Below are 22,302 nucleotides of genomic sequence, written 5' to 3' on the forward strand. Positions count from 1 at the left end.
CCCTCCTTATTTTTCAGATACCACCAGAGTAATATGACTGGTGCGTTTGTTGATGCGGCTTGCACGACCCATTGCACGCGGGCGGAATCGTTTCATTGTAGGACCTTGGTTTACAAAAACCTGAGATACTACCAATTTATTTACGTCCAAAGAGTAGTTGTGATCTGCATTTGCAATCGCAGAATTCAGCAATTTCTCAACGACTGGAGAAGCGGACTTTGGAGTGTGACGAAGAATTGCGATCGCCTCACCAACCTGCTTACCGCGAATCAAATCGATAACAAGTTTCACTTTGCGAGCAGAAATCCGTACGGATTTAGCATGTGCTTTTGCTTCCATTGAGTTTACCTCCTCTCAAACACTACGCTGTGTTGATTATCTTCTTGTTTTCTTATCGTCATCCGTATGGCCTTTGTACGTACGTGTTGGAGCGAATTCGCCCAATTTGTGTCCGACCATATCTTCCGTTACGTATACTGGCACGTGTTTACGACCATCGTATACACCAAACGTATGTCCGATAAATTGCGGGAAAATCGTAGAGCGACGGGACCAAGTTTTGATTACCACTTTTTTCTCCGACTCGTTCAAAACCTCTACTTTTTTCAACAGGTAACCATCAATGAATGGTCCTTTTTTGAGACTGCGACCCATTTATGAATCCTCCCTTCGTTAAAACGTAGTCGTTCCTTAATATGTTAACGTGCGACTTAAGCGCACGTTTTATTACTTAGTACGACGACGAACGATGTACTTATCAGATGCTTTACCTTTTTTACGTGTCTTGTAACCAAGGGTTGGTTTACCCCATGGAGACATTGGAGATTTACGTCCGATTGGAGCGCGACCTTCACCACCACCGTGTGGGTGATCGTTAGGGTTCATTACAACACCGCGAACTTCAGGACGTTGTCCCAACCAGCGACTACGACCAGCTTTACCGATTTTCACCAGTTCGTGGTCTTCGTTACCTACAGAACCGATTGTCGCGCGGCAAACTTTCAGAATGCGGCGAACTTCACCAGAAGTCAAACGAATTGTAACATACTTTTCTTCTTTACCAAGAAGTTGGGCTTCCGTACCAGCGGCACGAACGAGTTGGCCACCTTTACCCGGTTTCAATTCGATGTTGTGGATAACCGTACCTACTGGAATGTTTTCCAATGGCAAAGAGTTACCGATTTTGATATCGGAACCTGCACCGGATACCACTTCGTCTCCTACTTTCAGACCTTTAGGAGCGATGATGTAACGTTTTTCACCATCCACATAGTGGATAAGTGCGATGTTGGACGTACGGTTTGGATCATATTCGATCGTAGCAACGCGGCCCGGTATTCCATCTTTGTTACGTTTGAAGTCAATAATACGGTACTTACGTTTGTGTCCGCCGCCTTGATGACGAACTGTAATTTTACCTTGGTTATTGCGTCCAGCTTGCTTGCTCAGAGGTGCCAGCAACGATTTCTCGGGCTGATTAGTTGTAATCTCCTCGAAAGTAGATACAGACATAGCACGTCTGGCCGGGGACGTTGGTTTATACTTTTTAATTGGCACTGAGTTTCCCTCCTTACTTTACAGATTCAATTATACCGTTTCAAAAAACTCAAGCGGCTTACTGTCTTTGCTCAGCGTTACGAACGCTTTCTTCCACTCGCTCGTATAGCCGGAATGACGTCCGTAGCGTTTTGGTTTTGCAGGAACACGAAGCGTATTTACGCTACTTACTTTCACGTTAAAAATGGCTTCGATTGCTTTTTTAACTTCGACTTTGTTAGAACGAATGTCAACCTCGAAAACGTATTTCAAGTCATTCATCATACCAGCCGTACGTTCGGTGATAACCGGACGTTTGATAATATCACGAGGATCCTTCATTACGCGAGCACCTCCTCTACCTTCTGAACTGCTTCCTTCGTAATGATCAGTTTGTCGTGTCCGAGCACATCAAGAACATTAATGCCATCTGCGGCTACAAACTTCACACCAGGAATATTACGAGCGGAAAGTGCTACATTATCATCATAGCTAGGAGCTACGATCAATGCTTTACGATCAGCTTTAAGGTTATTCAAAATGGCTGCGAATTCTTTCGTTTTAGGTCCGTTCAGTGTAAGAGCGTCCAATACGATAATTTCATTCTCAATCACTTTGGATGACAACGCCGATTTGATCGCCAGACGACGAACTTTTTTAGGCAATTTGTAAGCATAGCTACGTGGAGTCGGACCGAATACAGTACCGCCACCAACCCATTGTGGTGCACGGATCGAACCTTGACGAGCGCGGCCAGTACCTTTTTGTTTCCAAGGTTTACGTCCGCCACCACGTACTTCAGAACGTCCCTTTACTTTGTGAGTACCTTGACGCAGGGAAGCCAATTGCATAACAACAGCGTCATGAAGAACGTGCTTATTCGGCTCGATACCGAACACTGCGTCGTTCAATTCAATTTCACCAACTTGGCTGCCGCTAATATTAAATAGTGCTACTTTTGGCATTTCGTGTTCCTCCTTTCTTCAGTTGTTTATTTTTTCACCGTTTCTAATACTTTAACGAAGCTATTTTTAGGTCCTGGAATGGAACCTTTCACGAGCAATACATTACGTTCTGTATCGATCTTAACAACTTCAAGACGTTGGATCGTTACCGTTTCATGCCCCATGTGTCCTGGCAGGTGTTTACCTTTAGGAACGCGGTTAGCTTGAATGGAACCCATAGAACCTGGACCTCTGTGGTAACGCGAGCCGTGTGCCATTGGTCCGCGGCTTTGTCCCCAACGTTTGATAACGCCGGCAAAACCTTTACCTTTAGAAATACCTGTTACGTCAACGAACTCGCCTTCTGTGAAGACATCAGCCTTCAGTTCTTGGCCAACCTCGTACGCAGCAAGGTCGATGCCACGAAGTTCACGAACGTAGCGCTTAGGTGCAGTATTTGCTTTTTTCGCATGTCCTGCTTCAGGTTTGTTGGATCTTTTTTCTTTTTTATCAGAGAAACCGAGTTGGATAGCTTCGTATCCATCGTTTTCCAGATCTTTCTTTTGCAGAACAACACAAGGACCTGCTTCGATAACCGTAACAGCAAGTACGTTACCTTCAGGGGTAAACACTTGAGTCATTCCGAGTTTTTTTCCTAAGATACCTTTCATGTTGACACCTCATTTCTTTTCCTAATTACATATTACAATTTAATTTCGATATCTACACCGGACGGCAGGTCCAAGCGCATCAAGGCATCCACAGTTTGTGGAGTCGGGTTAACAATGTCGATCAAACGCTTGTGTGTGCGCATTTCGAACTGTTCCCGGGAATCCTTGTACTTGTGTACCGCACGGAGAATAGTAATGATTTGTTTTTCAGTTGGCAGCGGAATTGGCCCGGATACACCTGCGCCCGAACGTTTTGCTGTTTCAACAATTTTCTCAGCGGATTGATCAAGAATTCTATGATCGTAAGCTTTCAAACGGATACGAATTTTTTGCTTTGCCATTTTAGTCCCTCCTTCTATCGCCCAATTTGGTATCGGACATACTCCGTGAAAATTTTCCGACAGCCCTCCCATGGCAAAGGGGCCGGGTGTGTCAGTAACCTCTCACATCATCGCACAGTCACAAACAACATTAGTTATTATATCGAATAGTTCTGCCTATTGCAAGCAAAAACGAAAAAACAATGCATCTTATTTTCAAAAGATACAATTGTGCTCGCAGCTCGCGATTTTTTTTCAAGAGAAAAGCCCCCGCACCAGGGCAGGGGCTCGTTTAGCTTCGTTCCAATACAACGTTACTCGTTCCAGTACACTGTTACTCTATTTAAAGGCAAAAGCCTTCTTATTTGGAGATTGTTGCTACGGCACCAGCGCCAACTGTACGTCCGCCTTCACGAATAGAGAACTTAGTTCCTTCTTCGATAGCGATCGGGTTGATCAGTTGAACAGTAACCGTGATGTTATCACCAGGCATTACCATTTCGGAACCTTCTGGCAAAGTAATGATTCCAGTTACGTCAGTTGTACGGAAGTAGAACTGTGGACGGTAACCAGTGAAGAAAGGTTTGTGACGTCCGCCTTCTTCTTTAGTCAAAACGTAGATTTGAGCAGAAAATTCTGTATGTGGGTTAACAGAACCTGGTTTAGCCAATACTTGGCCGCGCTCGATTTGTGCACGATCTACACCGCGAAGCAGTGCGCCGATGTTGTCACCAGCTTGAGCGGAATCAAGCAATTTACGGAACATTTCTACGCCTGTTACTACGGATTTACGGGATTCTTCTTGAATACCGATGATTTCGATTTCGTCGCCCACTTTAACTGTACCACGCTCTACACGGCCTGTAGCAACTGTACCACGACCAGTGATGGAGAATACGTCCTCGACAGGCATAAGGAAAGGCTTGTCAGTGTCGCGTTCTGGAGTTGGGATGTAAGTGTCGATTGTTTCGAACATTTCAACGATTTTCTTAGCCCAGTCGCCATCTGGGTTTTGCAGTGCTTCACGAGCGGAACCACGAGTGATTGGAGTGTCGTCGCCTGGGAAGTCATACTCGCTCAGCAGGTCGCGAACTTCCATTTCAACCAATTCCAGCAACTCTTCGTCTTCAACCATGTCGCATTTGTTCAAGAATACAACGATGTAAGGAACACCAACTTGGCGGGACAACAGGATGTGCTCGCGAGTTTGCGGCATTGGGCCGTCAGCTGCGGATACAACCAGAATCGCTCCGTCCATTTGTGCAGCGCCAGTGATCATGTTTTTAACATAGTCGGCGTGACCTGGGCAGTCAACGTGTGCATAGTGACGGTTAGGTGTTTCATACTCCACGTGTGCAGTGGAGATTGTGATACCGCGTTCGCGCTCTTCTGGAGCTTTATCGATTTGATCGAATGCTACAGCAGCACCACCGTAAGTTTTGGACAATACAGTTGTGATTGCAGCAGTCAAAGTAGTTTTACCATGATCGACGTGACCAATAGTACCGATATTAACGTGCGGTTTGTTACGCTCAAACTTAGCCTTTGCCATTTGAACAATTCCTCCTCAATAACTTGTTTTATTTTAGGCTGCCGGATGCCCTTTTGGTAAAACCCAGAGCATACCGGTCAGCTGATACATTGTATTACTCGCCGCCTTTGGTTTTGGCAACGATCTCTTCAGCAATGCTCTTCGGAACTTCTTCATAATGAGAAAGTTCCATGGAGAACACACCGCGTCCTTGTGTACCGGAGCGAAGTGTAGTCGAGTATCCGAACATTTCGGACAAAGGCACCTTCGCACGAATGATTTGAGCTCCACTGCGGGAATCCATACCTTCAATCCGACCACGACGGGAGTTCAACATACCCATTACGTCACCCATATATTCCTCAGGAACCGTTACTTCAACTTTCATAATCGGCTCGAGCAATACTGGTTTACATTTGTCTTTCGCTGCTTTCAGCGCCATTGATCCGGCAATTTTAAATGCCATTTCATTGGAATCGACATCATGGTATGATCCGTCCACGATTGTAGCTTTAACGTCCACAAGCGGGAAGCCTGCGATAACTCCGTTTTTCATTTGTTCCTCAATACCAGCAAGAGCAGGAGCGATGTACTCTCTAGGAACAGAGCCGCCGACTACCTTACTTTCGAATTGACTACCAGTACCTGGCTCAAGCGGTTCGAACTCAACCCATACGTGACCATATTGACCACGACCACCGGACTGACGAACGAATTTACCTTCGACACGTGCTGGAGCACGGAACGTTTCACGGTAAGCAACCTGTGGTTTACCCACATTTGTTTCTACCTTGAACTCACGACGCATACGGTCAATGATGATGTCCAAGTGAAGCTCACCCATACCCGCCAAGATGGTTTGACCTGTTTCTTCGTTAGTATGAGCGCGAAGAGTTGGATCCTCTTCAGTCAACTTACCGAGAGCTACAGACATTTTATCTTGGTCAGCTTTGGTTTTAGGCTCAACCGCGATTTCGATAACCGGATCAGGGAAGTTCATGGACTCGAGAATAACAGGACTCTTCTCATCACACAGTGTATCACCTGTACCTGTATCTTTCAAACCTACGGCAGCCGCAATATCACCAGAGTAAACTACAGTGATTTCTTGACGACTGTTCGCATGCATTTGAAGAATACGTCCGATACGTTCGCGTTTACCTTTTGTTGCATTCAATACGTAAGAACCGGATTGAAGAACACCGGAGTATACGCGGAAGAATGTCAACTTACCAACGTAAGGATCCGTCATGATTTTGAATGCCAATGCGGAGAATGGCTCTTCATCGGAAGAGTGACGTTCAACTTCCGTACCGTCTTCCAAATGCCCTTGAATACTTGGCACATCAATAGGAGCCGGCAAATAGTCGAGAACAGCATCCAACATCAGCTGAACACCTTTATTGCGGTAAGAAGATCCACAGATAACTGGGAAGATTTTAACTTCTACAACACCTTTACGGAGAGCGGCTTTAATTTCGGCAACCGAAATTTCTTCGCCTTCCAGGTATTTCATTGTCAATTCTTCGTCCAGTTCAGCAACCTTCTCGATCAATTCATTACGAAGTTCTTCAACTTGATCTTTGAATTCCGCAGGAACTTCTACTTCTTCGATATCTTGACCAAGATCATCTTTGTACATATGAGCTTTTTGTTCAACGATATCGATAATACCAGTAAAATCATTTTCTGCGCCGATTGGCAATTGAATCGCAACTGCGTTCGCTTGAAGGCGATCACGCATGTCAGAGACAACATTCAGGAAGTCGGCACCAATGATATCCATTTTGTTTACATATGCGATCCGTGGAACGCCGTAGCGATCAGCCTGTCTCCATACGGTTTCGGACTGAGGCTCAACGCCTTCTTTCGCACTGAAAACACCAACTGCTCCGTCCAATACACGAAGGGAACGTTCAACTTCAACAGTGAAGTCAACGTGCCCCGGGGTGTCGATGATATTGACGCGGTGACCTTTCCAGGCAGCGGTCGTCGCAGCGGAAGTAATCGTGATTCCGCGCTCTTGTTCTTGTTCCATCCAGTCCATTGTCGCAGCGCCTTCGTGAACTTCACCGATTTTGTGCGTACGGCCTGTGTAGAACAAGATCCGCTCTGTTGTTGTGGTTTTACCCGCGTCAATATGAGCCATGATCCCGATATTACGTGTATTTTTCAAGGAGAACTCTCTTGCCATGAAATGGGTCTCCCTTCAAAATTGAAGTTATTTTTTTGAGCTGAATCCTACCAACGATAGTGAGCAAACGCTTTGTTCGCTTCAGCCATTTTGTGCGTGTCTTCACGTTTTTTCACGGAAGCGCCTGTGTTGTTGGAAGCATCGATAATTTCAGCCGCCAAACGCTCTTCCATGGTTTTCTCACCGCGGTTGCGGGAGTAGTTTACGAGCCAACGTAATCCCAGGGACGTACGTCTTTCTGGTTTTACCTCGATTGGTACTTGGTAGTTTGCACCGCCGACACGGCGTGCTTTAACTTCCAGGACTGGCATGATATTCTTGATAGCTGCTTCAAAAACTTCCATCGGGTCATTCCCCGTACGTTCTTGGATAAGCTTGAACGCATTGTACAGAATGCTTTGAGCAACGCCTCGTTTTCCGTCGAGCATGATGCGATTGATCAAGCGGGTAACCAACTTGCTGTTGTATACCGGATCTGGCAACACGTCTCTTTTGGTAACTGGACCTTTGCGTGGCATGGATATCCCCCTTTCTTACATGTTAAACCGACATACGCGGTTTATATTCATTAGGATTTTTTAGCTTTAGGGCGTTTTGCGCCGTATTTGGAACGAGCTTGCATGCGGTTGTTTACGCCTGCAGTATCCAAAGCACCGCGAACGATATGGTAACGCACACCCGGAAGGTCTTTTACACGACCGCCGCGAATCAGCACTACGCTGTGTTCTTGAAGGTTATGTCCAATACCTGGAATGTAAGCAGTCACCTCTACACGGTTCGTCAAGCGAACACGAGCATATTTACGAAGTGCGGAGTTTGGTTTTTTCGGAGTCATAGTACCTACACGAGTGCACACTCCGCGTTTTTGCGGGGCACTGATGTCGGTAGCTTCACGTTTCAAGGCATTAAAACCTTTTTGCAAAGCCGGTGATTTCGATTTCTCGATTTTGGCTTGACGTCCTTTACGAACCAGTTGGTTAATAGTTGGCATGTTGGTTGCCACCCCCTTCCTCAATTTTTGCTGTTACTTTACAAACCTTATCTAAGCCCACAGACCCAGGCGGTTCATAAAAGAACAAATGAAAAGTCTTTGCCGCCAAGAATAACGATTCCTTAGACAAAAACGTTCCTTACCCTATTGTTTTACGATAGCAGCCATTGCGGCTCCCACTTCAATCCCACATGCAGCTCCGAGATTTTTCATTGTGTCTACGAGAGTCACTTTGACTCCTTGCTTGTTGCACAAAGCAATGATGTTGGAAGTGAGACGCTGATCTGCGTCTTCTGCCACATATACTTCTGAGGCAAAGCCCAATTCTACCATACGAATGGTTTGTTTGGTACCGATTTTGACATGAGCATCTTGCAGTCCCTGTTCTTTAGACATATCTCATTCCTCCGAAAAGACCCAATAGCATATAGGCTGCTCACGCACCTTTGCTATATTAGCATTGACTATAAGTAATGTCAAGACAAATATAAACCATAATTCATTTAAACAGAATAACACGATTCATTTTTGAAAAAAGCACCGGAGCACCGTCTACTGCAGCTTTTATGCAAAGCTTATGTCAGCGGTGTTCCGGTAATCATACTATTTTTGTATTACTCTGCCGAAATTGGTTCGAGCTCCTCAGATGGAGACTGCCCCTCTTCCGGCTGGGCAAATTTCACGCTACGGTAACGGTTCATACCTGTTCCCGCAGGAATCAATTTACCAATAATTACGTTCTCTTTCAGTCCAAGCAGCTGATCAACCTTGCCTTTAATAGCTGCATCAGTCAGGACACGAGTAGTTTCCTGGAAGGATGCTGCTGACAAGAAGGAGTCAGTTTCCAGAGATGCCTTGGTAATACCGAGCAGTACTGGCTTAGCTACCGCTGGTTCTTGGCCGCTGAGAATCGCTATCTTGTTCGCATTTTCATACTCATGGACATCAACAAAGGAGCCTGGAAGTAAGATTGTGTCGCCCGCATCAATGATACGGATTTTACGCAACATTTGACGAATCATAACTTCTACGTGCTTGTCGTTGATTTCTACGCCCTGGTTCCGGTATACGCGTTGAACTTCCTGAAGGATATAGTTCTGTACCCCGCGAATACCTTTAATACGCAGCATTTCTTTAGGATCAATTGAACCATCCGTCAGTTCGTCCCCAGCTTCAACAGTCATACCTTCGCTTACGCGCAGGCGGGAACCATACGTTACTGAGTATGTTTTCGTTTCAGCTTCACCCTGAATGTCGATCTCACGGCGGTCTTTACCTTCACGAACTTCTTTAACTGTACCGTCAATTTCACTAATCGTTGCCTGACCTTTAGGATTACGCGCTTCAAAAAGCTCCTGGATACGAGGCAAACCTTGTGTAATATCGTCACCCGCTACGCCGCCTGTGTGGAACGTACGCATAGTAAGCTGTGTTCCCGGCTCACCGATGGATTGTGCAGCGATGATACCAACTGCTTCACCAATCTCAACGTGTTTACCAGTCGCCAGATTGCGACCGTAACATTTCTTGCAGACGCCATGTTTAGCACGGCAACTTAATACAGAACGTATTTGAACTTTGTGTACGCCAGCTTTAACAATCGCTTCAGCTTTGTCGGAGTCAATCAATTCGTTACGTCTAGCCAAAATCTCGCCAGTCTCAGGATGACGTACCGTTTCAAAGCAATAGCGACCTTCCAGACGGTCATAGAGATCTTCAATTACTTCTTTACCATCCTGGATACGACTTACTGTGAAGCCTTTATCCGTTCCGCAGTCTTCTTCGCGCACGATAACATCCTGTGCGACATCTACGAGACGACGAGTCAGGTAACCCGAGTCAGCCGTACGAAGGGCAGTATCCGCCAAACCTTTACGCGCTCCGTGAGTGGAGATGAAGTACTCGAGTACTGTCAGACCTTCACGGAAGTTTGATTTGATGGGGAGTTCGATAATACGTCCGGATGGATTCGCCATCAGACCACGCATACCGCCGAGCTGAGTAATCTGTGATTTGTTACCCCGCGCTTTGGAGTCCACCATCATCATGATGGAGTTGTAGCGATCCATGGACTTCATCAATACTTCAGTAATATCATCTTTCGCTTTAGACCAAATATCGATAATCCGGTCATAGCGTTCTTCATTCGTAATCAGACCACGACGGTACTGATTCGTTACAACTTGCGCTTTGTCTTCGGATCCCTTAAGAATCTCTTGTTTTTCCACCGGCACGATTACGTCCGATACAGCAACCGTTACCCCTGCACGAGTGGAATACGTAAAGCCAAGCTGCTTGATTTTATCCAGAATTACAGCTGTTTCTGTTGTATGGTAAGTCTCAAAACAACGGGCAATGATATTACCAAGGTAATCCTTGCCTACCCCGCTAGCTTGCGGAGCGTTTTGAATGGCTTCTGTAAGATTTACACCCTTCTCGTAAACAAAGAACTCCTCCGCAGTACCATAAAGCAGGTTCGCACGGGTAGCATCATTGATGTACGGGAAGCTTGCCGGGAAAATTTCATTAAAGATAATTTTACCAACCGTTGTGATCAACATCGCTTCCTGTTGTTTTTCCGTAAAGCTCGTTTTATTCAAAGCTTTAACCGGAATAGCTACACGAGCATGAAGTCCAGCTGTACCACGTTGGTAAGCCGATATAGCTTCATTCATGTTGCGAAGGATCATATTACTTCCTTCTTCTTCTTTGTTATCCATAGTCAGATAGAAAGAACCAAGAACCATATCCTGGGAAGGTGTAACAACTGGCTTGCCGTCTTTCGGATTCAAAATGTTGCCGGATGCTAGCATAAGCAAACGAGCTTCAGCTTGGGCTTCCGCAGACAACGGAACGTGAACAGCCATTTGGTCACCGTCAAAGTCGGCATTATATGCAGTACATACGAGCGGATGCAGACGAATCGCACGACCTTCAACCAAAATCGGTTCGAACGCCTGGATACCGAGTCTATGCAACGTAGGGGCACGGTTCAGAAGAACCGGATGCTCCTTGATTACTTCTTCCAGCACATCCCATACTTCTGCACTCACACGCTCTACTTTACGCTTCGCGCTCTTGATATTGTGCGCCAAACCTTTGTTCACCAGTTCTTTCATAACAAAAGGTTTGAACAGTTCCAGCGCCATTTCTTTTGGCAAACCGCATTGATACATTTTCAAGTACGGACCTACAACGATAACGGAACGACCAGAGTAGTCAACACGTTTTCCGAGCAAGTTTTGACGGAAACGTCCTTGTTTACCTTTCAGCATGTGGCTGAGGGATTTCAAAGGACGGTTACCTGGACCTGTAACAGGACGACCACGACGACCATTATCAATCAAGGCGTCAACAGCTTCCTGCAACATCCGTTTTTCATTTTGTACGATAATATCTGGCGCACCTAGATCTAACAGACGTTTCAGACGGTTATTACGGTTAATAACACGACGATACAAGTCGTTAAGGTCAGAGGTAGCGAAACGACCACCATCCAACTGTACCATTGGACGAAGCTCAGGAGGAATAACAGGAAGTACGTCCATGATCATCCAATCCGGTTGGTTGCCTGAGTTACGGAAGGCCTCAATAACTTCAAGGCGTTTGATCGCACGGTTACGACGTTGTCCTTGAGCTGTACGCAGCTCTTCTTTCAAAAATTCTAACTCTTTGTCTATATCCAAATCTTGAAGAAGCTTTTTAACCGCTTCAGCACCCATACCTGCCTGGAAGCCATAGCCGTATTTCTCACGGTAGCTACGGTATTCTTTTTCGGACAGGAGTTGTTTTTTCTCCAAAGGCGTATCTCCTGGATCGGTTACAACATAAGATGCGAAGTAAATAATCTCTTCCAGAGATCTTGGAGACATATCAAGAGCAAGACCCATACGACTTGGAATGCCTTTGAAGTACCAAATGTGCGATACAGGAGCAGCCAACTCAATATGGCCCATACGCTCACGGCGAACCTTAGCGCGAGTAACTTCTACTCCGCAACGGTCACAGACAACACCTTTATAGCGTACACGTTTGTACTTACCGCAATGACATTCCCAGTCTTTCGTAGGTCCGAAAATTTTCTCGCAAAATAGTCCTTCTTTTTCCGGTTTAAGCGTACGATAGTTAATCGTCTCCGGTTTTTTGACTTCTCCGCGGGACCAAGAACGAATCTTTTCGGGGGAAGCAAGCCCGATTTTCATATATTCGAAATTGTTAACGTCCAACAAGGAGCAACCCTCCTTAACCAAATCCTGAGTTTTTAGGTTTGATACCGCCCAGCAGCACCGGGCGGTATCAAGAAACCTGATCCATCCTAGAATGGATCAAGGTATATAACAAAGCTGATATGAGTCAGTTAGCAGTCAAACTACTCTACGCCAACCTCAGAGCCTTCCAGATTCAAACTCAGCTTATCGCCGCTTGTGTCATCCTCATCATCAAGCTCTCTCATTTCGATCTCTTGTTCGTCTTCAGACAGAATCTTCACGTCCATACCCAAGCTTTGCAGCTCTTTGATCAAGACCTTAAATGATTCTGGAACACCCGGTTCAGGTACATTTTCACCTTTGACAATGGATTCGTAAGTTTTAACACGTCCAACCACATCATCGGATTTCACAGTCAAAATTTCCTGAAGCGTGTACGCCGCGCCGTAGGCTTCCAATGCCCATACTTCCATCTCCCCGAAGCGCTGTCCACCGAATTGAGCTTTACCACCCAATGGTTGCTGCGTAACGAGAGAGTAAGGACCTGTAGAACGAGCATGGATTTTATCATCGACCATGTGCGCCAGTTTGATCATGTGCATGACACCGACAGTAACTTCACGTTCAAAACGATCACCCGTACGTCCGTCATACAACACAGTCTTACCATTACGCTGCATGCCTGCCTCTTCCATTGTATCGAACACGTCATACTCCTTGGCACCATCGAATACTGGAGTTGCCACATGAATACCAAGACGCATTGCAGCCATACCCAGATGGACTTCAAGCACCTGTCCGATGTTCATCCGTGAAGGTACCCCCAGCGGGTTCAGAACGACCTGTACTGGTGTGCCATCCGGCAGGAACGGCATATCTTCTTCAGGCAAAATACGGGCAACGACACCCTTGTTACCGTGACGTCCAGCCATTTTATCGCCTTCGGAGATTTTACGTTTTTGAGCAATATATACACGAACCAACTGATTTACACCTGGTGGCAGTTCATCACCATTTTCACGTGTAAACACCTTTACATCTACAACAATCCCATCTGTTCCGTGAGGAACTCTCAAAGAAGTATCACGAACCTCGCGTGCCTTCTCACCAAAGATTGCGTGTAAGAGACGTTCTTCAGCTGTCAATTCAGTCACACCTTTAGGTGTAACTTTACCAACAAGAATGTCACCTGCACCGATTTCGGCACCAATACGAATGATTCCACGCTCATCCAAGTTGCGAAGCGCCTCTTCACCGACATTTGGAATGTCACGAGTGATTTCTTCAGGTCCAAGTTTCGTGTCACGAGCCTCGGATTCGTATTCCTCAATATGGATCGAGGTGTATACATCCTCCTTGACCAGTTTCTCACTCAGCAGGATCGCATCCTCGTAGTTGTAACCTTCCCAAGTCATGAAGGCAACGACAACGTTACGTCCCAACGCCAACTCACCCATCTCCGTAGATGGACCATCTGCAAGAATATCGCCAACTTTGACAATATCTCCTCTGTTCACAATCGGACGTTGGTTAATGCAAGTTCCTTGGTTAGATCGCATAAATTTGTGTAATTTATACTTAACAATATCGCCCTTCACTTCAGCACCATCTACAGTTTCGATACGACGCAACCAAATTTCGTTAGCCGAAGAACGTTCGATAACTCCGTTGTATTTGGACACAACGCAAACACCAGAATCTTTTGCAGACTTGTGCTCCATTCCTGTTCCGACCAATGGAGACTTTGGAATCAAAAGTGGGACAGCCTGACGTTGCATGTTGGAACCCATCAATGCGCGGTTAGAGTCATCATTCTCCAGAAACGGAATCAGTGCTGTCGCAACTGATACGACCTGTTTAGGTGATACGTCCATGTAATCGACACGGCTACTAGCCATTGGAATAATGTTATCAGACTGTTTGTTATAACGGACAATGACGACCTCATCCTTAAAGGTGTTTTCCTCCGTCAATTCCGCGTTCGCCTGAGCTACGATGTAGTTATCTTCTTCATCAGCAGTCAGGTAATCAATCTGGTCTGTAACTTTTCCGGTTTTCGGATCTACCCAACGATAAGGAGCTTCGATAAATCCGTACTCGTTGATACGTGCAAATGTGGACAAAGAGTTGATCAAACCAATGTTTGGTCCCTCTGGTGTCTCGATAGGACACATACGGCCGTAGTGACTTGGATGGACGTCACGCACTTCCATGCCTGCGCGTTCACGCGTCAAACCGCCGGGTCCGAGTGCGGACAGACGACGTTTGTGCGTTAATTCAGCAAGCGGGTTTGTCTGATCCATAAACTGTGACAGCTGCGAGCTACCAAAAAACTCTTTAATCGAAGCAATTACTGGACGTATGTTAATCAACGCTTGTGGCGTAATTACATTAGCATCCTGAATCGACATTCTTTCACGCACCACGCGTTCCATACGGGATAAACCGATACGGAACTGGTTTTGGAGCAACTCACCTACAGAACGTAAGCGACGGTTACCCAAATGGTCAATATCGTCCGTACTTCCGATACCGTGAAGCAAGTTAATAAAATAACTGATGGAGGAAATAATATCGGCAGGCGTAATATTCTTAACCGATTTATCAATATTTCCGTTAGCAATCAGTTTTACTACTTTACCGTCCTCAATTGGCGAGAATACATCAATCGTTTGAAGTGGAATATCATTGCTTTCCAGCACGCCGCTAGCAACATGATACGTGCGGTGTCCTACTGATTCCTCCAGTTGGGCCAAAATCTCGTCCAACAGGCGACGATCCACCATTTGTCCTGCTTCAGCGATAATTTCACCAGTTGTTGTATCAATCAATGTCTCAGCAAGACGTTGATTGAACAGACGGTTTTTGATGTGAAGCTTTTTATTGATTTTGTAACGGCCTACGTTGGCCAGATCATAACGTTTTGGATCAAAGAAGCGTGCAACAAGCAAGCTCTTTGCGTTATCCAGTGTAGGTGGCTCACCCGGGCGAAGACGCTCATAAATTTCAATCAGCGCTTTCTCCGTGGAATCCGTATTGTCTTTATCAAGTGTGTTGCGGATATATTCGTCATTGCCGAGCAAATCCAGAATCTCAGCATCAGTGCCAAAGCCAAGTGCACGCAGCAACACCGTAACCGGAATTTTACGGGTACGGTCAATCCGGACATAGATAATATCCTTCGCATCCATCTCCAGTTCGAGCCAAGCCCCCCGGTTAGGAATTACCGTTGCGGTGTATGTTGTTTTCGCATTCTTGTCGACTTTTGTGCTGAAATAGACGCTGGGAGAGCGAACCAACTGGCTGACAATAACCCGTTCCGCACCGTTAATAATAAACGTACCCGTTTCAGTCATCAGCGGGAAGTCTCCCATGAATACTTCCTGCTCTTTCACTTCCCCGGTCTCTTTATTAATAAGCCGGACTTTTACCCGAAGCGGTGCTGCATACGTAACGTCGCGTTCCTTTGCGTCGTCAACGGTATATTTGGGTTCTCCGAGAGAATAGTCGATAAACTCCAAAATCAGATTTCCAGTGAAATCTTGAATTGGTGAAATATCCCGAAACATTTCCCGTAATCCTTCCTCCAAAAACCAATCATAGGATTTTTGTTGGATCTCAATCAGGTTCGGAACCTCGAGTACCTCATTAATACGTGCATAACTGCGCCGAGTGCGTCGACCATATTGAACAAGATGTCCTGCCAACTTAAACTCACCCCTCATGTCTACTCACTTTAAAAATACATTGCGAACCTCTGTTTGTGACCTTATAATAAGACACATACAGAAGATTCAATCTTACAAATACAGAAAAGCCCTTACTCGAATGCATTCGAAAAAAGAGCAACGTATCTGCAGAATCCTCTTACCGGAAGATCTTCATCACTTGTAGATTTGCCCAAAATGGTTGTATTATACGTAATAGTGATAAATACTATACCTACTACGCATAAATCTATTGACATTTCAACAAACTAAAGCCATGGAGGGCATCCTAATACTGACATTTTATAATGATATCACAGACCAGGATTCAAGTCAATGGTCCTATTGCATTTTCTTAAAAACTTTTTTTGGCCTTCAAAATTCGATAGCCTTTATCCTTTGTAACTTCCTCCACATGACCGAAAAGACTCTCTATCTTAGCACTCGCCGAAGGGGCCCCCTGCTTTTTCTGAATGACTACCCACAAAGCTCCACCCTCATTTAAATGCTCATAAGCAAGTTCAAAAATGGTATGCACTGTTTCTTTTCCTGCACGTATAGGAGGATTCGTCAAAATCACGTCAAAACGTTCATTCTTCACTTCCGCAAACAAATCGCTTTGCTTAATGGTGACATTCTTAACCCCATTACGTTCCGCATTCTCTATCGCTAGTTGAACGGCTCGCTCATTAATATCAACCATTGTGACGTGTCCTTCTGGGACAAGCGCGGCTGCCGCCAAACCAATCGGCCCGTAACCGCATCCTACATCCAATACCGAGGCTTGTGCAGGAAGCTGCATCGCTTCAATCAGCACGCGACTCCCATAATCAATGCCCTGCTTCGAAAAAACGCCTGAATCGCTGACAAAACGGTATGACCGCCCCCGCAGCACTGTTTCCAGGCTCCGTCTTTCATGCGCCGTCTCTGGCCGCTTGGAGTAGTAATGATCAGCCATTCATGCCCACCTCTTTCGGTTGTACTACCATCATAGCCTTTACAATTACCTTTCAGACATGCTGGCACTACCGTTTTACAGCAACAAACCCCTTGAAGATCACCTCAAGGGGTTTGTTTTAGTTCATTGTCTGCTAGAAAGCAGTCAATTATTTCACTTCTACAGAAGCGCCTGCTTCTTCCAATTTTGCTTTAATGGATTCAGCTTCTTCTTTAGCGATTTTTTCTTTCAGTGGTTTTGGAGCGTTGTCAACCAGTTCTTTTGCTTCTTTCAGGCCAAGACCTGTGATTTCGCGAACTGCTTTGATAACGTTGATTTTGGAACCGCCAGCGCTTGTCAAGATTACGTCGAACTCGGATTGCTCAGCTTCAGCTGCGCCACCTGCTGCGCCACCTGCTACAGCTACTGGAGCTGCTGCAGTTACGCCGAATTCTTCTTCGATTGCTTTCACGAGATCGTTCAGTTCCAATACGGACATACCTTTAATTGCTTCCAAGATTTGCTCTTTACTCATGGTTGAACCTCCATTTAAATTCGTATTTTTTTGTTCTCAACTGCTATACAGCAGGTTTAATCCCTAACTTATGCGCTTTGCTCTTCTTTTTCTGCAACAGCTTTAACTGCAAGCGCGAAGTTGCGCACAGGAGCTTGAAGCACGCTGAGGAGCATGGAAAGGAGACCTTCGCGGGATGGCAGTTCTGCCAGTGCTTTGATTTCCTCAACACCGATAACGCGACCTTCTACAACTGCACCTTTCAGTTCCAGTGCATTGTTCTTCTTAGCGAAATCGTTCAAGATTTTAGCTGCAGACACTGCATCATCTTTGCCGAACGCGATTGCAGTAGGACCTGTCAATACTGCGTCCAGTTCAGTCAATTCTGCTGCCGCAGTTGCACGGCGGAGCAGTGTGTTTTTCAGCACTTGAAATTCGATTCCGGCTTCGCGAAGCTGCTTACGCAGCTCAGTTACTTGGGCAACATTCAGACCGCGATAGTCTGCAACCACAGTCGTTACGCTCTCACGTAATTTTGCAGCTACAACTTCAACAGCTTCTTGTTTTGCTTGAATCACCTTTGCATTTGCCAAACTGTACACCTCCTGATCAATTTATCCGCTTTGTTCGAGGCACCCGATCTGGTGATCTCACAAAGCTTGCTTTCATAAGCATGAAAAAAGCCTCCGTAGAGTACGAAGGCTTGATAAATCTACATGGACGGGACAAGCCCGTCACATGAAACGTTCTATCATAACACCTCGGTAGGAAATTAAGCCCTAAGGCACCTACTGTCTACGGTAAGCATATTCAACTTTAATGGTCAGTCACAAGGACTCACAACTTTTATAGAATAACAATTTTGATTGAACATGTCAATCAAAATATTATCTGTAAACAGATGCGTTCACACGTGCACTTGGTCCCATAGTCGAAGAAATAGCGATGTTTTTCAGGTATACACCTTTAGCAGCCGCTGGCTTCGCACGGTTCAAGGCTTCAACCAAGGCTTTAAGGTTCTCGTTCAGCTGTTCAGCACTGAAGGAAGCTTTGCCGATTGGTGCATGAATTTGACCGGCTTTGTCGAGACGGTATTCGATTTTACCGGCTTTAATTTCTTGAACAGCCTTGGCAACGTCGAAAGTAACTGTGCCTGCTTTAGGGTTAGGCATCAAACCTTTACCACCGAGCAAACGACCCAGTTTACCAACCTCACTCATCATATCAGGTGTCGCAACGCAGACGTCGAATTCAAACCAGCCTTGTTGGATTTTGTTGATCATATCTTGATCGCCAACAAAATCAGCGCCAGCAGCTTCCGCTTCTTTCACTTTGTCACCTTTTGCAAATACCAGAACGCGTTGTGTTTTACCCGTACCATGCGGCAGGACAACAACACCACGAACAGCCTGGTCTTGTTTACGGGAATCTACGCCCAGACGAACTGCAGCTTCAACGGTTTCGTCGAATTTAGCAGTCGCAGCCTTTTTCACCAGTTCAACGGCTTCTAAAGGCTCGTAAGTTGCTTCGCTGTCAATCAGCTTAGCAGCTTCCAGGTACTTCTTACCATGTTTAGCCATAATGTTTTCCTCCTTATGTGGTATTAGCGGATATTCCTCCCACACTTGCCGGACAGTCAAACTGCCGGCACACGTAGATTAATAAAATTAATCTACGATGGTGATACCCATGCTGCGAGCAGTACCTTCAACCATACGCATTGCCGATTCTACGGAAGCTGCGTTAAGGTCAGGCATTTTTTGCTCTGCAATTTGACGAACAGCAGCGCGATTTACAGTTGCAACTTTCGTTTTATTCGGTTCACCGGAACCTTTTTCGATTTTAGCAGCAACTTTCAACAGAACAGCAGCCGGTGGAGTTTTGGTGATGAACGTAAAAGAACGATCCTCAAATACCGAAATTTCAACCGGAATAATCAGGCCTGCTTGATCAGCAGTACGAGCATTGAACTCTTTACAGAATGCCATGATGTTGACACCTGCTTGACCCAAAGCTGGACCTACTGGAGGCGCTGGATTAGCTTTCCCTGCAGGAATCTGCAGTTTTACCATTTTAATTACCTTTTTTGCCATGGATGACACCTCCTTGACTCAATAGTGGTAGACGGACCTATCGATCCTCCCACAAGAAACCTGTAAGAAAAATCTATATTTTCTCCACTTGAGTATAATCCAACTCAAGCGGGGTTTCCCGTCCAAACATGTTGACGTGAACTTTAAGCTTGCTCTTCTCAACCAAAATTTCTTCCACGGAGCCCACAAAATTCGCAAAAGGACCAACTTTAATTCGCACGGATTCCTTAACATCGAATTCAATCTTCGGTTTCGGCTCTACCATGCCCATATGCTTCAGAATCTGTTCAACTTCTTCTGGAAGCAATGGCGTCGGTTTGGAACCCGAGCCTGTTGACCCTACAAATCCCGTAACACCTGGTGTGTTGCGTACAACATACCAAGAGTCGTCGGTTTGGACCATTTCGACTAAGACATAACCAGGGTAGACTTTACGCATAACGGTTTTTTTCTTACCGTCCTTGGTTACCAGTTCTTCTTCCATAGGAACAAGAACACGGAATATCTTGTCTTCCATGCCCATGGACTCAACGCGTTTTTCCAAATTGGCTTTGACTTTGTTCTCATACCCTGAATAGGTATGAACGACGTACCATCTTTTTTCCATATCAAGCCACCTGGAACCCTTCCTAGATAATCGCTTCGATCACAGCGGAAATGCCGATGTCGAGAACCCAAAAATAAATCGTGACGAACGCAATTGTCCCTATGACAATCAGCGTATAGTTGGTCAGTTCTTTACGATTGGGCCAGCGAACCTTCTTGAGTTCAGCCCAGCTTTCAGAGAAAAAGGAAAACAGAGACTTGAAACTGCGTTTCACGCCGACTACACCTCCAAAAACTATCTGGTTTCCCGATGAGAAGTCTGTTCGTTACAGGACTTACAGAATTTCTTCATCTCCATGCGGTCGGGGTGATTACGCTTGTTTTTCGTCGTTGTGTAATTTCTTTGTTTGCATGTTGTACAAGCCAAAGTAATAATTACCCGCATGATGTGCACCTCCCGAAGACATCCAACACCGGAAGTCTCATAATTGATCCTAAAAAAAACCGCGAATTTAGGCCTACCTAAAACACTTTATCACACGGGGTTTTCCATGTCAACGAATGTTTGCATACAATTCGCAGTCCCGACTGTGGTGCATTTTAACATCTGTGCATCCTTTAAAACTGTTCTCTGAAAAGCCGCTTCAAAAATCAAGGCGATATCTATTATTCGTCTTTTTTAGTATAAATCATTTGTAACACTTATAAACCTGCATAGCCTACCTATAACGAATAAAAAAAGACTCGGACTCGAGCCTTTTTCCCTGTCAGCCTCTACTTTCAACTATCTCTTACTTCCAGATACTTTTCAAGTTTACGCTTGACCCGTTGCAGCGCGTTATCAATGGATTTCACATGGCGGTCAAGATCCTCTGCAATCTCCTGATACGAACGTCCGTCCAGATACAACATAAGTACCTTGCGTTCCAGTTCGCTCAGAATCTCGGACATCTTGTCCTCAAGGCCCACAAATTCTTCCTGATTGATGATCAGCTCTTCAGGGTCACTTACTTGTGTTCCGCAAATCACATCGAGCAACGTCCGGTCTGACTCTTCATCATAGATGGGCTTGTCCAGAGACACGTAAGAGTTCAGAGGAATGTGCTTTTGTCGTGTAGCCGTCTTAATTGCCGTAATAATCTGTCGTGTAATGCACAACTCGGCGAAAGCCTTGAACGAAGCAAGCTTGTCTCCCTTAAAATCACGAATGGATTTGTAGAGACCAATCATGCCCTCCTGAATAATATCCTCGCGATCAGCACCAATCAGGAAGTAGGATCTGGCCTTGGCCCGCACAAAGTTCCGGTATTTGTTGATCAGAAACTCCAGCGCTTCCCCATCACCTTCATGGACTGCTCCGACAATGTCTTCATCATTTTTGTAATCAAACTTTGACAACATGATATCCTTGAGGTCCACACTCACTAACAATCCCTCCGGCTGCAACGCAAGGTACCCGTTACTCTCTCAAATATACGACAAGTATACGCGATGTAACCTGATACCGTCAACCACAACAACCTAAAAAAGAAGAGCGCTAACAAAATTGTCAATGGTTTCAAAATGGAGTGACGTCCAATTATTGGTTTATTCTCTTCTCCATCGTTCAAACAACTTTCGAAGCTCCGGGCTCAGTTTGGCATCTAGCGAGTTACGGGACAATTTAGCACTATCCTGCTGGATTCGCTTCTGCACTTCCCTTTCGGATTCCTCAATCTCGATCAGTAATTCTCGCGCCGACACCCTAAGTGCACCTTGCCCAAATGCGACATGTTGCTCTACCTGATCGCTTGTCGCTACGTAAATACTTCTTCTTTTACTGCTCAGCTCCCGAACCAATCGCTCGATGCACTCATCAGCAGTTTCTTTTTCTCTGGTAAAATAAATCTGGACTTTGCTCTGAGCAAAAGTTTTACCTAATCCTGGCACCCTGTAAGCATCAAATACGACGATGACTCTTCTGCCGGAATACGCCTGATGATCCGCCAGTCGTTCAAGAAGTCTGTCCCTCGCTTCCTGCATACCAGATTGTACCAGTGCGGAAAGTTCGGGCCAGGCTCCAATCATGTTGTAACCGTCCACAAGCAGAACATCCCGCGTGTCAGCCATA

At 45.5% G+C, this 22,302-nt stretch carries 24 protein-coding genes and 1 other annotated feature; all 24 genes read right to left on the bottom strand.

All coding sequences use genetic code 11. The features are described 5' to 3' along the window. Positions 1-6: 6 nt before the first annotated feature. On the bottom strand, positions 7-339 hold the full coding sequence (gene rplV / locus MKY35_RS23025; protein WP_013312157.1) for a 50S ribosomal protein L22: 333 nt from the start codon (positions 337-339) through the stop codon (positions 7-9). A 36-nt stretch (positions 340-375) separates the two neighbouring features. Next, positions 376-654: a 30S ribosomal protein S19 gene (rpsS, locus tag MKY35_RS23030; protein ID WP_029514489.1), complete on the bottom strand. Its 279-nt coding sequence runs from the start codon at positions 652-654 to the stop codon at positions 376-378. Positions 655-726: 72 nt separating this feature from the next. Further along, positions 727-1,557, bottom strand: a complete 831-nt coding sequence (gene rplB / locus MKY35_RS23035; protein ID WP_013312158.1) for a 50S ribosomal protein L2 — start codon at positions 1,555-1,557, stop codon at positions 727-729. A 30-nt stretch (positions 1,558-1,587) separates the two neighbouring features. Beyond that, entirely contained in the window at positions 1,588-1,878 is a 291-nt protein-coding gene (gene rplW / locus MKY35_RS23040) for a 50S ribosomal protein L23 (protein ID WP_014278314.1), read from the bottom strand. Then, the gene (gene rplD, locus MKY35_RS23045) at positions 1,878-2,501 is read right to left on the bottom strand and encodes a 50S ribosomal protein L4 (protein ID WP_013312160.1); all 624 of its coding nucleotides are present in this window, start codon (positions 2,499-2,501) and stop codon (positions 1,878-1,880) included. The genes rplW and rplD overlap by 1 nt, the downstream gene beginning before the upstream one ends. A 26-nt stretch (positions 2,502-2,527) precedes the next feature. Further along, positions 2,528-3,151, bottom strand: a complete 624-nt coding sequence (rplC, locus tag MKY35_RS23050) for a 50S ribosomal protein L3 (RefSeq protein WP_013312161.1) — start codon at positions 3,149-3,151, stop codon at positions 2,528-2,530. A gap of 32 nt (positions 3,152-3,183) precedes the next feature. Beyond that, positions 3,184-3,492 (bottom strand): 30S ribosomal protein S10, encoded by a 309-nt coding sequence (gene rpsJ, locus MKY35_RS23055; RefSeq protein WP_005544556.1) that lies wholly within the window; start codon positions 3,490-3,492, stop codon positions 3,184-3,186. 340 nt (positions 3,493-3,832) lie between these two features. Then, a complete protein-coding gene (gene tuf / locus MKY35_RS23060) occupies positions 3,833-5,023 on the bottom strand; it encodes an elongation factor Tu (protein ID WP_023990558.1) in 1,191 nt (396 codons plus the stop codon). A 94-nt stretch (positions 5,024-5,117) separates the two neighbouring features. After that, complete coding sequence (gene fusA / locus MKY35_RS23065; RefSeq protein ID WP_029514491.1) at positions 5,118-7,196, bottom strand: elongation factor G; 2,079 nt, start codon at positions 7,194-7,196, stop codon at positions 5,118-5,120. Positions 7,197-7,243: 47 nt separating this feature from the next. Continuing rightward, positions 7,244-7,714: a 30S ribosomal protein S7 gene (gene rpsG / locus MKY35_RS23070; RefSeq protein WP_007432586.1), complete on the bottom strand. Its 471-nt coding sequence runs from the start codon at positions 7,712-7,714 to the stop codon at positions 7,244-7,246. Between the two features lie 50 nt (positions 7,715-7,764). Then, positions 7,765-8,187 carry a 30S ribosomal protein S12 gene (gene rpsL, locus MKY35_RS23075; protein ID WP_007432587.1) on the bottom strand — a complete coding sequence of 141 codons (423 nt, stop codon included), beginning with the start codon at positions 8,185-8,187 and terminating at the stop codon, positions 7,765-7,767. 144 nt (positions 8,188-8,331) lie between these two features. After that, the gene (locus tag MKY35_RS23080) at positions 8,332-8,583 is read right to left on the bottom strand and encodes a ribosomal L7Ae/L30e/S12e/Gadd45 family protein (protein WP_007432588.1); all 252 of its coding nucleotides are present in this window, start codon (positions 8,581-8,583) and stop codon (positions 8,332-8,334) included. A 218-nt stretch (positions 8,584-8,801) separates the two neighbouring features. Further along, a complete protein-coding gene (gene rpoC, locus MKY35_RS23085) occupies positions 8,802-12,416 on the bottom strand; it encodes a DNA-directed RNA polymerase subunit beta' (protein ID WP_029514492.1) in 3,615 nt (1,204 codons plus the stop codon). Positions 12,417-12,556: 140 nt separating this feature from the next. Further along, the gene (rpoB, locus tag MKY35_RS23090) at positions 12,557-16,102 is read right to left on the bottom strand and encodes a DNA-directed RNA polymerase subunit beta (RefSeq protein WP_039274942.1); all 3,546 of its coding nucleotides are present in this window, start codon (positions 16,100-16,102) and stop codon (positions 12,557-12,559) included. 355 nt (positions 16,103-16,457) lie between these two features. Further along, complete coding sequence (locus MKY35_RS23095; RefSeq protein ID WP_039274943.1) at positions 16,458-17,060, bottom strand: class I SAM-dependent methyltransferase; 603 nt, start codon at positions 17,058-17,060, stop codon at positions 16,458-16,460. Between the two features lie 148 nt (positions 17,061-17,208). Next, positions 17,209-17,574: a 50S ribosomal protein L7/L12 gene (gene rplL / locus MKY35_RS23100; RefSeq protein ID WP_029514495.1), complete on the bottom strand. Its 366-nt coding sequence runs from the start codon at positions 17,572-17,574 to the stop codon at positions 17,209-17,211. Positions 17,575-17,642: 68 nt separating this feature from the next. After that, positions 17,643-18,146, bottom strand: a complete 504-nt coding sequence (gene rplJ / locus MKY35_RS23105) for a 50S ribosomal protein L10 (RefSeq protein WP_013312168.1) — start codon at positions 18,144-18,146, stop codon at positions 17,643-17,645. Between the two features lie 74 nt (positions 18,147-18,220). Further along, positions 18,221-18,372 (bottom strand) — a sequence feature (ribosomal protein L10 leader region). 68 nt (positions 18,373-18,440) lie between these two features. After that, complete coding sequence (gene rplA / locus MKY35_RS23110) at positions 18,441-19,133, bottom strand: 50S ribosomal protein L1 (protein WP_013312169.1); 693 nt, start codon at positions 19,131-19,133, stop codon at positions 18,441-18,443. A gap of 87 nt (positions 19,134-19,220) precedes the next feature. Beyond that, the gene (gene rplK, locus MKY35_RS23115; protein ID WP_007432595.1) at positions 19,221-19,646 is read right to left on the bottom strand and encodes a 50S ribosomal protein L11; all 426 of its coding nucleotides are present in this window, start codon (positions 19,644-19,646) and stop codon (positions 19,221-19,223) included. A gap of 73 nt (positions 19,647-19,719) precedes the next feature. Further along, positions 19,720-20,253 carry a transcription termination/antitermination protein NusG gene (gene nusG / locus MKY35_RS23120; RefSeq protein WP_007432596.1) on the bottom strand — a complete coding sequence of 178 codons (534 nt, stop codon included), beginning with the start codon at positions 20,251-20,253 and terminating at the stop codon, positions 19,720-19,722. Positions 20,254-20,275: 22 nt separating this feature from the next. Further along, complete coding sequence (secE, locus tag MKY35_RS23125) at positions 20,276-20,467, bottom strand: preprotein translocase subunit SecE (protein ID WP_013312170.1); 192 nt, start codon at positions 20,465-20,467, stop codon at positions 20,276-20,278. Between the two features lie 20 nt (positions 20,468-20,487). Continuing rightward, positions 20,488-20,637: a 50S ribosomal protein L33 gene (rpmG, locus tag MKY35_RS23130; RefSeq protein WP_023990562.1), complete on the bottom strand. Its 150-nt coding sequence runs from the start codon at positions 20,635-20,637 to the stop codon at positions 20,488-20,490. Positions 20,638-20,972: 335 nt separating this feature from the next. Continuing rightward, positions 20,973-21,617, bottom strand: a complete 645-nt coding sequence (gene sigH / locus MKY35_RS23135) for an RNA polymerase sporulation sigma factor SigH (protein ID WP_016324748.1) — start codon at positions 21,615-21,617, stop codon at positions 20,973-20,975. A 162-nt stretch (positions 21,618-21,779) separates the two neighbouring features. Beyond that, positions 21,780-22,301: an NYN domain-containing protein gene (locus MKY35_RS23140; protein WP_007432599.1), complete on the bottom strand. Its 522-nt coding sequence runs from the start codon at positions 22,299-22,301 to the stop codon at positions 21,780-21,782. Between the last annotated feature and the right edge of the window lies 1 nt (position 22,302).

It is taken from the genome of Paenibacillus sp. FSL L8-0638 (assembly GCF_038593075.1).
GTDB classification, from domain to species: domain Bacteria; phylum Bacillota; class Bacilli; order Paenibacillales; family Paenibacillaceae; genus Paenibacillus; species Paenibacillus polymyxa_D.

What these genes read in the sequence shown, in the direction of transcription:
- rplV (WP_013312157.1), bottom strand. Translation starts at nt 339, where the DNA reads ATGGAAGCAAAAGCACATGCTAAATCCGTACGGATTTCTGCTCGCAAA.
- rpsS (WP_029514489.1), bottom strand. Translation starts at nt 654, where the DNA reads ATGGGTCGCAGTCTCAAAAAAGGACCATTCATTGATGGTTACCTGTTG.
- rplW (WP_014278314.1), bottom strand. Translation starts at nt 1,878, where the DNA reads ATGAAGGATCCTCGTGATATTATCAAACGTCCGGTTATCACCGAACGT.
- rplD (WP_013312160.1), bottom strand. Translation starts at nt 2,501, where the DNA reads ATGCCAAAAGTAGCACTATTTAATATTAGCGGCAGCCAAGTTGGTGAA.
- rplC (WP_013312161.1), bottom strand. Translation starts at nt 3,151, where the DNA reads ATGAAAGGTATCTTAGGAAAAAAACTCGGAATGACTCAAGTGTTTACC.
- rpsJ (WP_005544556.1), bottom strand. Translation starts at nt 3,492, where the DNA reads ATGGCAAAGCAAAAAATTCGTATCCGTTTGAAAGCTTACGATCATAGA.
- tuf (WP_023990558.1), bottom strand. Translation starts at nt 5,023, where the DNA reads ATGGCAAAGGCTAAGTTTGAGCGTAACAAACCGCACGTTAATATCGGT.
- fusA (WP_029514491.1), bottom strand. Translation starts at nt 7,196, where the DNA reads ATGGCAAGAGAGTTCTCCTTGAAAAATACACGTAATATCGGGATCATG.
- rpsG (WP_007432586.1), bottom strand. Translation starts at nt 7,714, where the DNA reads ATGCCACGCAAAGGTCCAGTTACCAAAAGAGACGTGTTGCCAGATCCG.
- rpsL (WP_007432587.1), bottom strand. Translation starts at nt 8,187, where the DNA reads ATGCCAACTATTAACCAACTGGTTCGTAAAGGACGTCAAGCCAAAATC.
- MKY35_RS23080 (WP_007432588.1), bottom strand. Translation starts at nt 8,583, where the DNA reads ATGTCTAAAGAACAGGGACTGCAAGATGCTCATGTCAAAATCGGTACC.
- MKY35_RS23095 (WP_039274943.1), bottom strand. Translation starts at nt 17,060, where the DNA reads ATGGCTGATCATTACTACTCCAAGCGGCCAGAGACGGCGCATGAAAGA.
- rplL (WP_029514495.1), bottom strand. Translation starts at nt 17,574, where the DNA reads ATGAGTAAAGAGCAAATCTTGGAAGCAATTAAAGGTATGTCCGTATTG.
- rplA (WP_013312169.1), bottom strand. Translation starts at nt 19,133, where the DNA reads ATGGCTAAACATGGTAAGAAGTACCTGGAAGCTGCTAAGCTGATTGAC.
- rplK (WP_007432595.1), bottom strand. Translation starts at nt 19,646, where the DNA reads ATGGCAAAAAAGGTAATTAAAATGGTAAAACTGCAGATTCCTGCAGGG.
- nusG (WP_007432596.1), bottom strand. Translation starts at nt 20,253, where the DNA reads ATGGAAAAAAGATGGTACGTCGTTCATACCTATTCAGGGTATGAGAAC.
- rpmG (WP_023990562.1), bottom strand. Translation starts at nt 20,637, where the DNA reads ATGCGGGTAATTATTACTTTGGCTTGTACAACATGCAAACAAAGAAAT.
- MKY35_RS23140 (WP_007432599.1), bottom strand. Translation starts at nt 22,301, where the DNA reads ATGGCTGACACGCGGGATGTTCTGCTTGTGGACGGTTACAACATGATT.